Annotated in this window: 12 protein-coding genes and 1 tRNA gene; 6 read left to right on the forward strand and 7 right to left on the reverse strand. The window is 72.5% G+C overall.

Translation table 11 applies throughout. From position 1 onward, the window contains the following. Positions 1–19 precede the first annotated feature (19 nt). Positions 20–625: a hypothetical protein gene (locus ACFPK1_RS08280; RefSeq protein WP_378020448.1), complete on the forward strand. Its 606-nt coding sequence runs from the start codon at positions 20–22 to the stop codon at positions 623–625. 43 nt (positions 626–668) lie between these two features. Here ACFPK1_RS08280 and ACFPK1_RS08285 read toward each other — a convergent pair whose 3' ends face one another. From ACFPK1_RS08285 to ACFPK1_RS08305, 5 genes are all read right to left on the reverse strand, one after another. Continuing rightward, a complete protein-coding gene (locus tag ACFPK1_RS08285) occupies positions 669–1,931 on the reverse strand; it encodes a beta-ketoacyl-[acyl-carrier-protein] synthase family protein (protein WP_378020449.1) in 1,263 nt (420 codons plus the stop codon). A gap of 14 nt (positions 1,932–1,945) precedes the next feature. Next, on the reverse strand, positions 1,946–2,188 hold the full coding sequence (locus ACFPK1_RS08290) for an acyl carrier protein (RefSeq protein WP_133828979.1): 243 nt from the start codon (positions 2,186–2,188) through the stop codon (positions 1,946–1,948). 67 nt (positions 2,189–2,255) lie between these two features. Beyond that, positions 2,256–3,236, reverse strand: coding sequence for a beta-ketoacyl-ACP synthase III (locus ACFPK1_RS08295; protein ID WP_378020450.1), 981 nt, complete (start codon positions 3,234–3,236; stop codon positions 2,256–2,258). After that, a complete protein-coding gene (locus ACFPK1_RS08300) occupies positions 3,233–4,165 on the reverse strand; it encodes an ACP S-malonyltransferase (protein ID WP_378020451.1) in 933 nt (310 codons plus the stop codon). Before ACFPK1_RS08300 ends, ACFPK1_RS08295 begins: the two co-directional genes overlap by 4 nt. Positions 4,166–4,313: 148 nt before the next feature. Further along, positions 4,314–5,486, reverse strand: coding sequence for a PucR family transcriptional regulator (locus ACFPK1_RS08305; RefSeq protein WP_378020452.1), 1,173 nt, complete (start codon positions 5,484–5,486; stop codon positions 4,314–4,316). Between the two features lie 20 nt (positions 5,487–5,506). Here ACFPK1_RS08305 and ACFPK1_RS08310 point away from each other — a divergent pair, with 20 nt between their 5' ends. Then, positions 5,507–6,154, forward strand: a complete 648-nt coding sequence (locus ACFPK1_RS08310; RefSeq protein ID WP_378020453.1) for a pirin family protein — start codon at positions 5,507–5,509, stop codon at positions 6,152–6,154. 76 nt (positions 6,155–6,230) lie between these two features. Here the strand turns inward: ACFPK1_RS08310 and ACFPK1_RS08315 are convergent, their stop codons facing one another. Together ACFPK1_RS08315 and aceE are read right to left on the reverse strand one after the other, a co-directional pair. Then, the gene (locus ACFPK1_RS08315; RefSeq protein ID WP_116710338.1) at positions 6,231–6,434 is read right to left on the reverse strand and encodes a cold-shock protein; all 204 of its coding nucleotides are present in this window, start codon (positions 6,432–6,434) and stop codon (positions 6,231–6,233) included. A gap of 232 nt (positions 6,435–6,666) precedes the next feature. Further along, positions 6,667–9,450, reverse strand: coding sequence for a pyruvate dehydrogenase (acetyl-transferring), homodimeric type (aceE, locus tag ACFPK1_RS08320; RefSeq protein WP_378020454.1), 2,784 nt, complete (start codon positions 9,448–9,450; stop codon positions 6,667–6,669). A 349-nt stretch (positions 9,451–9,799) separates the two neighbouring features. On the opposite strand from aceE, the gene ACFPK1_RS08325 reads away from it, so the two are divergent. The 4 genes from ACFPK1_RS08325 (at position 9,800) to ACFPK1_RS08340 (ending at position 12,518) form a co-directional block, all read left to right on the forward strand. Then, entirely contained in the window at positions 9,800–10,234 is a 435-nt protein-coding gene (locus tag ACFPK1_RS08325; protein WP_378020644.1) for a DUF3052 domain-containing protein, read from the forward strand. A gap of 59 nt (positions 10,235–10,293) precedes the next feature. After that, positions 10,294–10,755: a peroxiredoxin gene (locus tag ACFPK1_RS08330; protein WP_378020455.1), complete on the forward strand. Its 462-nt coding sequence runs from the start codon at positions 10,294–10,296 to the stop codon at positions 10,753–10,755. 74 nt (positions 10,756–10,829) lie between these two features. Then, a tRNA-Val gene (locus ACFPK1_RS08335) sits at positions 10,830–10,901 on the forward strand. 81 nt (positions 10,902–10,982) lie between these two features. Continuing rightward, positions 10,983–12,518 (forward strand): tyrosine-type recombinase/integrase, encoded by a 1,536-nt coding sequence (locus tag ACFPK1_RS08340; RefSeq protein WP_378020456.1) that lies wholly within the window; start codon positions 10,983–10,985, stop codon positions 12,516–12,518. Positions 12,519–12,555 lie beyond the last annotated feature (37 nt).

The following is a 12,555-nucleotide window of genomic DNA, read 5'->3' on the forward strand; positions in this document are numbered from 1 at the left end:
GGCTGGCAGGCTGGACGTCATGCTCGGTCGGCTCCGTGACGGTGCGCTGGCGGACCGCCTGCGCCCGGGAGTCGTCCTGCCGGTCCTGCTCGCCGTGGCCCTCGTGATGCTCGTGATCGCCGGCGCCCTGCTCGGCTCCCGTGCGGCGTCCGTCGGCCGGGCCGCGGTGGGCGACACCGGGCCCGTGCTCGTCGGCGCCGAGCTGCCCGAGGACGGCTCGGCGGGCCCGCCGGCCGTGGTGCTCTCACCGGCCGCCGCCGTCCACCCCGAGTCGGCCGCCGTGCGCGACGTCCTCCAGCGCTGGACCGACGCCCGCAACGCCGGCGACCTCGCCGCCTACCGGGAGACGCTCGTGCCGGACGCGCGCGTCGACCCGACGACGTTCGCCGACACCGCGCGCACCCAGCGGGTCGGCTCGGTCGTCATCCGCCGCATCGACCCGGTCGCCGGGGGCGAGCTCGTCGTGCCCCTGGGCTTCGTCACCACCCAGGACCCGGCGGTGGCGCCGCCCGACGTCCGCGTGCCGCGCCTGTGCTGGCAGATCAGCGCCGTCGTCGAGACCGCGGGCGGGCGGCCCCGCCTGCTCGACCCGCGCCCGGGCAGCCAGCTGCGCTCGCCCTGCTAGCCGTCGGGCTGCAGCAGAGCGAGCGCAGCGGGCCGGTGGACCGTCAGGCCGGCGTGATCGCCAGGCAGACGTTGTGCCCGCCGAAGCCGAAGGAGTCGCTGATCGCGGCGTCCAGCGACGTCTTGCGGGCCTCGCCCGCGACGACGTCGAGGGTGACCTCGGGGTCGAGCTCCTCGAGGTTCGCGGTGGGCGGGATGAGCCCCTCGCGCACCGAGAGGATCGTCGAGATCGCCTCGACGGCACCGGCGGCGCCGAGCAGGTGACCCAGCGAGCCCTTGGGTGCGGTGAGCACCGGGTGGTCGCCGATGGACTTCTTGATCGCCACCGTCTCGGCCACGTCGCCGACGTTCGTCGCGGTGGCGTGGCAGTTGACGTGGCCGACGTCGGAGGGCTCGAGGCCCGCCGTGCGCAGGGCCGCGGCGATGGCGCGGGACTGGCCCGTGCCCTCGGGGTCCGGGGCGGTGATGTGGTACGCGTCGGCGCTGGTCCCGATGCCCGCGAGACGCCCGTGCACGGTGGCGCCACGGGCCTTCGCGAACTCCTCGCGCTCGAGCACCACGATGCCCGCGCCCTCGCCGAGCACGAAGCCGTTGCGGCCGGTGTCGAACGGCCGCGAGGCGCGCTCGGGCTCGTCGTTGCGCAGCGCCATGGTGCGGGCCTGGCTGAAGCCCGCGAGCGTGATCGGGTGGATGCACGCCTCGGTGCCCCCGGCCACGACCACGTCGACCTCGTCCGCCATCAGCATGCGCCAGCCCCACGCGATGGCCTCGGCGCCCGACGCGCACGCCGACACGGGCGCGTGCACGCCCGCCGCCGCGCCGAACTCCAGGCCGACGTGCGCGGCCGGGCCGTTCGGCATGAGCATCGGGATGGTCAGGACCGCGACCTTGCGCAGCCCCTGCTGCTCGAGGATGTCGTCCTGGCCCAGCAGGGTCAGCGCCCCGCCGATGCCGGTGCCGACGACCACCGCGAGCCGCAGCGCCTCGACCTTGGGCGACCCGCCCTCGGCGTTCGGGTAGTCGCCGAGGTCGGCGTGCTGCCAGGCCTCGCGCGCCGCGATGATCGCGGTCTGCTCGCTGCGGTCGAGGCGGCGGGCCTCGACCCGCTTGATGACCTCGGTCGGTTCGACGGCGAGCTGCGACGCGATCTTGACGGGCAGCTCGTAGGTGTCGACCCAGTCCTCTTCGATCTTCGAGGCGGCGCCGCGACCGGCCAGGAGGCCGTCCCAGGTGGTCGCCACGTCGCCGCCGAGCGGGGTCGTCGCGCCCATACCGGTGACGACGACCCCCTGGCCGGTGCTGCTCACGAAGTCGCCTTCCCTCAGGAGTGGCTGGAGATGTAGTTGACGGCGTCCTGGACGGTCGTCAGCTTGGCGAGCTCGTCGTCCGGGATCTTGACCCCGAACTTGTCCTCGGCCTGGACGGCGATCTCGACCATCGAGAGCGAGTCGATGTCGAGGTCGTCCACGAACGACTTCTCCGCGGTGACCTCCGCGGCGTCGACGCCGGCCACCTCCTCCACGATGCTCGCGAGGTCGGGCAGGATCTCTTCGTTGGTCGCCACGGGCTCCCTTTCTTCGGTGGACTGCAGTGCTCGGCTGGGAACGGTAGGGCAGATCAGGGCAGGACGGTCACGGCAGGACCACGACCTGCGCGGCGTAGGACAGGCCGGCGCCGAAGCCGACCAGCAGCGCGACGTCGCCGGACTTCACGCGCCCGGCGCCGCGCATGTGGTCGATGGCCATCGGGATCGAGGCCGACGACGTGTTGCCGGAGTACTGGATGTCGTCGGCGACGCGCAGGTCGTCACGGCCCCCGACCTGGCGCAGGCGCTTGGCGATGGCCTCGACGATGCGCAGGTTCGCCTGGTGGGGCACCAGCACGTCGATGTCGGAGGGCTGCAGCCCGGCCGCCTCGACCGCGCGCAGGGCCACCGGCGCGATCCTGGTGGTGGCCCAGCGGAACACCGCCTGGCCCTCCTGGCGCAGCGCGTCGGACTCGTCGATGTGGATGGTGGACACGAGGTCGCCCGCCGCGCCCCAGATGACCGGGCCGACGCCGACCTCCTCCTCGGTGGCCGCTGGTCCGATCACGGCGGCGCCCGCGCCGTCGGCGAAGATGATGCAGGTCGAGCGGTCGTTCATGTCGAGCCAGTCGGAGAGCTTCTCCGAGCCGATCACGAGCACGTGCTTCGCCGTGCCCGACCGGATCATGTCCCCGGCCAGCCCGGCGCCGTAGCAGAAGCCGGCGCAGGCGGTGTTGATGTCCATCGCGCCGATGCCGTTGACCCCGATGCGGTCGGCGGTCTGCGCGGCGGCGTTGGGGATGGGCTTCTGCATGGTGCAGGTCGCCACGATGACGGCGTCGAGGTCGGTGGGGGCGAGGCCCGCGTCGGCGAGGGCCTTCGACCCGGCCTCCACCCCCATGGAGACCACGGAGTCGTTCTCGTCGCCGAAGCGGCGCTCGACGATGCCGACGCGGCTGCGGATCCACTCGTCGTTGGTCTCGACGATCTTCTCGAGGTCGTGGTTGGTGACGACCTTGTCGGGCTGCATGCTGCCGAGCCCGAGGATCCGCGCGCCCGCGGCCTGGGGGGTCAGCTGGAGCCTCATGCGTGCTCCTCGATCATCTGCACGGCCTTCTCCAGGTCGTCGGGCGTGTTGATGTTGTGGGTGGGCGTGCCCTTGACCTGGCGCTTCACCATCCCGGAGAGCGTGCCGGCCGGGGTCAGCTCGATCGCGGCGCCGAGGCCGCGCTCGCGCATGGTGTCCATGCAGGCGTCCCAGCGCACCGAGCGCGTCACCTGGGCGACGAGCCGGTCGAGGAACTCCGCCCCGCTCGTGACCACCGCGCCGTCGGCGTTCTGCAGCAGCGGGTGCGAGGGGTCGGCGGGGGCGAGCTCGCCGCGGTGCTCGGCGACCCACTCGCCCAGGGCCTTCTCGGCGGGCTCCATGAAGCGGGTGTGGAAGGCGCCGGCGACCGACAGCGGCCGGATGCGGGCGCCCTCGGGCGGCTCGGCGACCAGCTGGTCGACCGACTCCTTTCGGCCCGCCGCCACGACCTGACCGGTGCCGTTGCGGTTGGCGGGCTCGAGGTCGAGCTCGGCGAGACGGGCGAGCACGGCGTCGGCGTCGCCGCCGAGCACCGCGGCCATCGTCGTCGGCTCCTGCGCGCAGGCGGCGGCCATCTCCTTGCCGCGCACGGCGGCCAGGGCGACGGCCTGCTCGGCGTCGATGACCTCGGCGATCGCGGCCGCGGCGAGCTCGCCCACCGAGTGCCCGGCGACCAGCGCGCCGTCCGGGACGGTGACCTCGAGGCGGAGCTGGTCCCACGCGAGCAGCGCGGACGCGACGAGCAGCGGCTGGGTCACCGCGGTGTCCTCGATGGCGGCGGCGTCGGCCTCGACGCCCAGGTGCACGAGGTCGAGCCCGGCGGCGTCCGAGAAGGCCTCGAGGCGCCCGCGGGCCTCGGGGCGGTCGAGCCACGGGGCGAGCATGCCGGGCTTCTGGGCGCCCTGACCCGGGGCGAGGATCGCGATCACGTAGGCCACCTCATCACGGCTCGGGGTCGGCCCGAAGGTGTCGGGGCGACGAACTCGCGTGCGTCGCGGTTGTCGAGTTCCCACAATGCCCTGGCTCACACACCTGGCGCGAGCCCTCCGGCTGTGGCGTGTCCGCCCTGCTCAGGGCTCATCCGCGGTGCCCGTCCGGGTGGAGACGATCGAGCCCGATCGCCAGTCGCAGGACCAGCGCGCCGCGCGCCTCGCCGGGGTGGACGCCCGTGAGTTCGGCCACCCGGCGCAGGCGGTAGCGCACGGTGTTGGGGTGCACGAACAGCGCCCGGGCCGCCGCCTCGAGCACGCCGGCGACGTCGAGGTAGCACTCCACGGTGGCCGCGAGCTCCCCGCCGGCCTCCCGCAGCGGGGTGGCGACGTCGCGCCGGAGCTGGTCGACGGCCTGCGCGTCGCCGTCGAGCACGCGCTCGGGCAGCAGGTCGTCGGCGGCGACCGGACGCGGCGCGCCGGGCCACGCCCGCACGGCCCGGTGCCCGGCGAGCGCGGCCGCGGCGCTGCGGTGGGCCTCGGTGAGCCCGGCGACCGTCGGCCCGGTGACGACCGCGCCGGGCCCGAACGACGCCGACAGCTCCGCCAGCGGCGCCCCCGGTCCGGCGATCATCACCAGCCGCGCGCCGTGGGTGCCGAGCAGCACGGTCGCGCCGGCCCGGTGCGCCGCGCGGCGCACGGCGTGCAGCGGCTCGGGCGGCTCCTCGGACGGCGGTTCCCCGACGACGACCGTCGCCTCCACCGCCGGGTCCCAGCCCAGCGCCGACGCGCGGGAGAGCAGGGTCGCCTCGGCCTCGCCGAGCACCACCGCGTCGACGACCAGCGCCTCCAGCCGGGCGTCCCACGCGCCGCGGGCCTCGGCGGCGCTCGCGTAGACCGTCGCCGCCGAGAACGCGACCTCGCGCCCGAAGCGCAGCACGGCGTGCACCAGGGCGGCGCGCTCGGCGTCGTCGGCGCCCAGCGGCGGGATGCTCTCCTCGAACACCTCGATCGCGATGCGCACCAGCTCGACGGTCTGGCGCAGCGTCACCCGGCGCGCCAGGTCCAGCGGGGCGGAGCGGAACGCCTCGGCGGTCAGGCGCGGGGTGGCGTCGGGGTCGCGCAGCCAGGCGGCGAAGTTGCCGGCGCCGGTCTGGGTCACCAGCAGGACCCCGGAGCGCTGTTCGGCGGTCAGCCGCCCGAACCAGGCCAGCCGCTCGGCCATGGCGGCCACGCCCGCGGCGGCGATGTCCCCGGAGGCCTTCTCGACACGGCGCAGCGTGGTGAGACGGACGCCCGCCCGAGCCGCGGCGCTGACCATGACCGGGGAGCATGGCACGGATGCCGACCGTGCGGACCCTGCTGCGGAGCGACCGTCCCGTCACCGAGGGCGGTGGCGTGTGCTCGCGCCACGGGCTGTCGTTCGGGCACCACTACGACCCGGAGCGCACCGCGTTCGGGGCCCTCGTGGCGCACAACGACGACGTGCTCGACGCCGGCGTCGCCTACGGCGCCCACGAGCACCGCGACGTGGAGATCCTCGCGTGGGTGCTCGACGGCGCGATGATCCACACCGGCCCGGACGGCAGCGAGACGCGGGTGCCCGCGGGCACCCTGCAGCACCTCGTCGCCGGCACCGGGTGGCACCACGACGAGCGGGCCTCCGACGACGCGCCGGCGCACCTGCTGCAGTTCTGGGTGGGCCCGGGGATGGACGACCCGCCGCCCGGTGAGCCGTCGCTGACCCACCACGAGGTCGACCGGGACCTCACGCTGGCGCTGCGGCGCCCGGGCGTGACGGTGGCGATCCGGCGGGTCCCGGCGGGGGAGTGGAGCCCCGAGGACGGCGCCTTCCGCCACGTGCACGTCACGCGGGGCTCGCTGGGCGACGCCGTGGCCGGCGACAGCCTCGAGATCACGGGCGCCGGGCCGGTCACGTTCGCGGCGGGCCCCGACGGCGCCGAGCTGGTCGTCGTCACCACCGCCTGACCCCGGACACACGACGGGGGCGGCGCGTCTCCCGACGCACCGCCCCCGTTTTCGTGAGGTGACTCCGCTGACCTGCTTACAGCGGCGTGACCTGAACGGCCTGCAGGCCCTTCTGGCCCTGCTCGACGTCGAACGAGACGCGCTGACCCTCGTCCAGGGTGCGGAAGCCGCGGGCCTGGATGGCCGAGTAGTGGACGAACACGTCAGCGCCACCACCGTCGGGAGCGAGGAAGCCGAAGCCCTTCTCGCTGTTGAACCACTTGACGGTGCCTTCTGCCATTCCTGCTCCTCATACCGATGTCACGAGGCGATGTTCTTCCGCCCCGACCTTCAGATCCGCCGCCGGAGCCGAGGCTCCCTACGTCGGAGTCCCGCCGCTGCGATCGTCCGGGGACGTCCGAGCAACGCGACGCCGACAGCCTATCCGGAAGGACGGGGTCGGTTGCCAGCCCCGATCGCCGATCTCGCGACGAACGGTCACTGCACGATCACCGCACGCCCCACGAGAGCCCTCAGGCCACCCCGGAGTCGGAGGTCTGCGGGCCGGCCGCCTGCGGGTCGTCGATCTGGTACTGCTCGGCGGCCCGGATCACGGTGTCGCGGCCGACCTCGCCGCGGCGGGCCAGCGCCGCGAGCACGCCGACCGTGATGTTCTGCGCGTCCACCCCGAAGTGGCGGCGGACCGCCGGGCGGGTGTCGGAGAGCCCGAAGCCGTCGGTGCCGAGCACCGTGTAGTCGCCGGGCACCCACTTGCGGATCAGGTCGGGCACGGCCTTCATCCAGTCCGACACGGCGAGCACCGGGCCCGCGGCGTCCCCGAGCGCCTCGGTGACGTACGGGGTGCGCGGGTCGGCCTCGGGGTGGGCGTGGTTGTGCTCGTCGCACTCGACGCCGTCGCGGCGCAGCTCGCCCCACGACGTCGCCGACCACACGTCGGCCTGCACGCCCCACTCCTCGGCGAGCATCCGCTGCGCCTCGAGCGCCCACGGCATCGCGACGCCGGACGCCAGGATCTGCGCGCGGGGGCCGGGGCCGCCGGGGGCCTGGGCGTAGCGGTAGAGCCCGCGCAGCAGGCCGTCCACGTCGAGACCCTCGGGCTCGGCGGGCTGCCGGTAGGGCTCGTTGTAGACCGTCAGGTAGTAGATGACGTTCGGGTCGCGGTGCGGGTCGGCCTCGCCGTACATGCGCGCCAGCCCGTCGCGCACGATGTGCCCGATCTCGAACGCGTACGCCGGGTCGTAGGCGACGACGCCGGTGTTGGTCGCCGCGAGCAGCAGCGAGTGCCCGTCGTTGTGCTGCAGGCCCTCGCCGACCAGCGTCGTGCGGCCGGCCGTCGCGCCGAGCAGGAAGCCGCGCGCCATCTGGTCGGCGGCGGCCCAGATGCCGTCGCCGGTGCGCTGGAACCCGAACATCGAGTAGAAGATGTAGATCGGGATCATCGGCTCGGCGTGGGTGGCGTAGGACGTCCCCACCGCGGTGAACGAGGCGACCGAGCCGGCCTCGTTGATGCCCTCGTGGAGCAGCTGGCCCGCCTCGGACTCGCGGTAGGCGAGCAGCTGGTCGTGGTCGACCGAGGTGTAGAGCTGGCCCTCCGGGTTGTAGATCTTCAGGTTCGAGAAGAACGAGTCCATCCCGAACGTCCGCGCCTCGTCGGGGATGATCGGGACCACGCGCTTGCCGATCTCGGCGTCGCGCGTGAGCTCCTTGACCAGCCGGACGAACGCCATCGTCGTGGCGATCTCCTGCTTGCCCGAGCCGCGCTTGACGACGTCGTAGACCTTGTCGCCGGGCAGCACCAGCGGCTTGTTGCGCAGCCGCCGCTCGGGCAGCGGGCCGCCGAGCTGGCGGCGGCGGTCGAGCATGTACTCGATCTCCGGGGCGTCGTTGCCCGGGTGGTAGTACGGCGGCAGGTAGGGGTCGCGCTCGAGCTCGGCGTCGCTGATCGGCACGCGGACCTCGTCGCGGAACGTCTTGAGGTCCTGCAGCGTCAGCTTCTTCATCTGGTGGGTCGCGTTGCGGCCCTCGAACGTCGGGCCGAGCGTGTAGCCCTTGATCGACTTGGCGAGGATGACCGTCGGGCGGCCCTGGTGCTCCATCGCCGCCTGATAGGCGGCGTAGACCTTGCGGTAGTCGTGGGCCCCGCGCTTGAGGTTCCAGACGTCGTCGTCGGTGAGATCCTTGACCAGCTCCTTCGTCCGCGGGTCGCGGCCGAAGAAGTGCTCGCGGACGTAGGCGCCGTTGTTGGCCTTGTAGGTCTGGAAGTCGCCGTCCGGCGTGGTGTTCATCAGGTTGATCAGGGCGCCGTCGCGGTCGGCGTGCAGGAGCCGGTCCCACTCCCGGCCCCAGACGACCTTGACGACGTTCCAGCCGGCGCCGCGGAAGTACGACTCCAGCTCCTGGATGACCTTGCCGTTGCCGTGCACCGGCCCGTCGAGGCGCTGCAGGTTGCAGTTGATGACGAAGGTCAGGTTGTCGAGACCCTCGGCCGCCGCGACGTGGATGGCGCCGCGCGACTCGGGCTCGTCCATCTCGCCGTCGCCCAGGAACGCCCAGGTGTGCTGCTGGGAGGTGTCCTTCATCCCGCGGTTGTGCAGGTAGCGGTCGAAGCGCGCCTGGAAGATCGCGTTGATCGGCCCGAGGCCCATCGAGACCGTCGGGTGCTCCCAGAACGCCGGCATGAGGCGCGGGTGCGGGTACGACGGCAGGCCGCCGCCGGGGCCGGCGTGGCTCAGCTCCTGCCGGAAGCCGTCGAGGTGCTGGGCGCCGAGGCGGCCCTCGAGGAAGGCGCGGGCGTAGATGCCGGGGGAGGCGTGGCCCTGGATGTAGACGTGGTCGCCGCCGCCCGGGTGGTCCTTGCCGCGGAAGAACCAGTTGAAGCCGACCTCGTAGAGGCTCGCCGCGCTCGCGTAGGTCGAGATGTGCCCGCCGACGCCGACGCCGGGGCGCTGCGCGCGGTGCACCATCGCCGCCGCGTTCCACCGGATCCACGCCCGGTAGCGCCGCTCGGTGTCCTCGTCGCCGGGGAACCAGGGCTCCTGGTCGGTCGGGATGGTGTTGACGTAGTCGGTGGAGTACAGCGACGGCACCGACACCCGGCGCTCGCGGGCGCGCTGGAGCAGCTGCAGCATGATGTAGCGGGCCCGCTGCTCGCCCTGCCCCTCGAGCATCGCGTCGAACGACTCGATCCATTCGGAGGTCTCGTCCGGATCGATGTCGGGCAGATGGGACGAGAGCCCGTCGCGGATGATGTGGACCCGGCCGGTGTCCGCGCCTGCGGAGCCCTTGTGGGTGGTCACGGATCGCTCTCCCTGTCGCTGGTTCGTCGACGGCGCGCGGCCGGGTCCGGATCGCGGGCTCCTGGCCGTTTCGGAACCGATTCTGCCCGGTGGTCCGTGGTGGCGCCGCCCCGCTGGTGGTCGTGCTGACGTGCCTGGTCACCCCATCGTCACCCGCGATGACCTCCGCGTCACGTCTACCCGCGAGTAGCCCGGTGCCGGCGCTCCGCGGCGGTTGCGGTGCGCGGAGACGGGCACCCGACCCCGCGTGGCTGGTTGCGCCCGCTGCGTGACCCGTGTTCGCTGGGCGCTTCACACGGGTGACGTGCACCGCACGTCGCCCCCGGACGAGGAGGAGGCACCGCGCGTGGTGGCGGCCACGGGGGATTCGGACAAGTCCGATCTCGCCGGCAAGCTCGGCATCGAACCGGGCATGATCGTTCAGGAGCTGGGCTGGGACTCCGACGTCGACGACGAGGTCCGGTCCGCCATCGAGGACCGATGCGGTGAGGACCTCCTCGGCGAGGACGCCCAGGAGGTCGTCGACGTCGTCCTCCTGTGGTGGCGCGACGGGGACGGCGATCTCGTCGACACCCTCATGGACGCCCGCTCGCCGATGACCGACGAGGGCGTGATCTGGGTGCTCACGCCCAAGACCGGCAACGACGGCCACGTCGAGCCCTCCGACATCGCCGAGGCGGCGCCGACGGCCGGGCTGTCGCAGACGTCGAACATCAGCCTGTCCGAGGGCTGGGTCGCGACGCGGCTCGTCGCACCGAAGGCGTCCGCCCAGCGACGCCGCTGACCTGCGCACCTCGTACGCTGGACGGGTTTCGTGACCCGGACGGACAGGAGACAGGTCGCATGACCGTCGAGGTGGGCTCGCAGGCCCCCGACTTCACGCTCAAGAACCAGGACGGCCAGGAGGTCTCCCTCAAGGACTTCCGGGGGAACCAGGCCGTCCTGCTGGTCTTCTATCCCTTCGCGTTCTCCGGCATCTGCACCGGCGAGCTGTGCTCGGTGCGCGACGACCTCTCGTCCTTCCAGAACGACGACGTCCAGGTGCTCGGCGTGTCGTGCGACGCGCCGTTCGCCCTCAAGGCGTGGGCCGCGCAGGAGGGCTACGAGTTCCCGCTCCTCTCGGACTTCTGGCCGCACGGAGCGGTCTCCGAGTCGTACGGCGTCTTCAACGCCGACGCCGGCATGGCCATCCGCGGCACGTTCCTGATCGACAAGGACGGCGTCGTGCGCTTCGCGGAGCAGAACGGTCCCGGCGAAGCCCGCGACCAGCAGGGCTGGCGCGACGCGCTGAAGCAGCTGGCCTAGATCTCCCTCGCCGCCGGAGCGAACGTGCTGTTCGCTGCTTCTATGCGGCGGAAGTCCCCGTTCGCTCCGGACCGGGGCGCGTAGCTCAGCGGAAGAGCACCGGCCTTACAAGCCGTCGGTCGCAGGTTCGAATCCTGCCGCGCCCACGCAGGTCAGAGGCTTATCGGCCTCCCGCCTAGGGGTCTCGTGTCATCAAACGTGGTGCGAGCAGGCGCTACGGTCGCACCATGTCGTCCTCCTCGGCCTCGACGCGGCGTCGACGCGGGACGGTTCAGAAGCTGCCCAGCGGGTCGCTGAGGGTGCGGGTGTACGCCGGGTACGACTCGGTCACGCAGCAACGGCACTACCTCACAGAGGTCGTTCCGGCTGGACCGAAGGCAGCTGCGCAGGCCGAGAAGGTCCGGACCCGCTTGGCCGCTGAGGTCGATGCGGGACGTCAGCCGCGGACGTCCGCGACCGTCGCTCAGCTGATGGAGCGCTACCTGGAGATCGCGCGCGTCGAACCCTCCACGCGCCAGGGCTACGAGGGTCTCGTGCGGAACCACATCGTTCCGCTGCTCGGCGACCAGCAGGTCGGCCGCGTGCGTGGAGAGGTCTTGGACTCCTTCTACGCCGAGCTCCGGCGGTGCCGTGTGCACTGCCGACGTGGTCGAGCAATCGTGGATCACCGCACGCAGGTCGAGCACCAGTGCGATCAGCGCTGTCGTCCGCATCGGTGCCGACCGTTGGGCGAGGGCACGATCCGCCACGCTCACAACCTGCTCAATGGAGCATTCTCCTTGGCCGTGCGATGGGAGTGGGTCGGCACGAATCCGGTCGCGACGGCCGTGGCGCCGACCATGCCGGCACCGAACCCTGAGCCGCCGACGGCCTCACAGGCGGCCCGCATCGCCTCCGAGGCGTGGAAGGACCCGGCGTGGGGCCTGTTCGTCTGGCTTGCGATGACCACGGGAGCCAGGCGTGGCGAGCTGTGCGCGCTTCGCTGGAAGCGCATCGACTTCGGAACGGGCGTGCTCTCGATCCGAGGGAGCATCGCCGAGGTCGGGGGCCGGTCGTGGGAGAAGGACACGAAGACCCACCAGCAGCGCCGTATCGTCCTTGATGCACAGACACTCGCTCTCCTGCGCGCCTTTCTCGTACACACCGCAGAACAAGCGGCCGCACTCGAGCTTGCGTTGCCAGAGGACGGGTTCGTCTTCTCGCCAAGCCCGGACGGGTCGAGCTGGCCGAAGCCCGGCACGGCGACCCAGCGCTACTCCCGCATGTGCGCCCGACTCGGGTACGGCATGCACCTTCACCAGCTCCGACACTACTCGGCGACCGAGCTCATCAGTGGCGGTGTCGACATCCGCACGGTGGCGGGCCGCCTGGGACACGGGGGAGGGGGAGTCACGACCCTTCGTGTCTACAGCGCGTGGGTCGCCGAGGCAGACCAGCGAGCCTCCACCTCGCTGGCGGCCCGCATGCCGGACCTTCCCAACCCGGTGTTGGGAGACGGCAGCACCCCGATAGGCAATCCAGTGCTCCCGACGCCGCCGGGGGAGGCGCCGACCGATCCATACAGGAAGATTGCAGCCGACCTGAAGGCGGCAATGCGGTGCGGGGTCCTGAAGCCGGGCGATGAACTCCCGACCATCAAGGACCTTTCCGCTCAGTACCAAGTCGCCTTCAGCACGGGTCACCGGGCCGTCGCTCTCCTCGCGGAGAAAGGCCTGATCGTGGTCTCGCGAGGCCGGCGAGCGAGGGTTGCGGGACGACGATGACCGCAGTGCGGCGTTTGCGCGCTCGTCCGCTGCCCCG

Source organism: Actinomycetospora rhizophila, assembly GCF_042657905.1.
Taxonomy (GTDB): domain Bacteria; phylum Actinomycetota; class Actinomycetes; order Mycobacteriales; family Pseudonocardiaceae; genus Actinomycetospora; species Actinomycetospora rhizophila.

What these genes read in the sequence shown, in the direction of transcription:
- ACFPK1_RS08310 (WP_378020453.1), top strand. Translation starts at nt 5,507, where the DNA reads ATGCCGACCGTGCGGACCCTGCTGCGGAGCGACCGTCCCGTCACCGAG.
- ACFPK1_RS08340 (WP_378020456.1), top strand. Translation starts at nt 10,983, where the DNA reads ATGTCGTCCTCCTCGGCCTCGACGCGGCGTCGACGCGGGACGGTTCAG.
- ACFPK1_RS08295 (WP_378020450.1), bottom strand. Translation starts at nt 3,236, where the DNA reads ATGAGGCTCCAGCTGACCCCCCAGGCCGCGGGCGCGCGGATCCTCGGG.
- ACFPK1_RS08305 (WP_378020452.1), bottom strand. Translation starts at nt 5,486, where the DNA reads ATGGTCAGCGCCGCGGCTCGGGCGGGCGTCCGTCTCACCACGCTGCGC.
- ACFPK1_RS08315 (WP_116710338.1), bottom strand. Translation starts at nt 6,434, where the DNA reads ATGGCAGAAGGCACCGTCAAGTGGTTCAACAGCGAGAAGGGCTTCGGC.
- ACFPK1_RS08280 (WP_378020448.1), top strand. Translation starts at nt 20, where the DNA reads ATGCTCGGTCGGCTCCGTGACGGTGCGCTGGCGGACCGCCTGCGCCCG.
- ACFPK1_RS08330 (WP_378020455.1), top strand. Translation starts at nt 10,294, where the DNA reads ATGACCGTCGAGGTGGGCTCGCAGGCCCCCGACTTCACGCTCAAGAAC.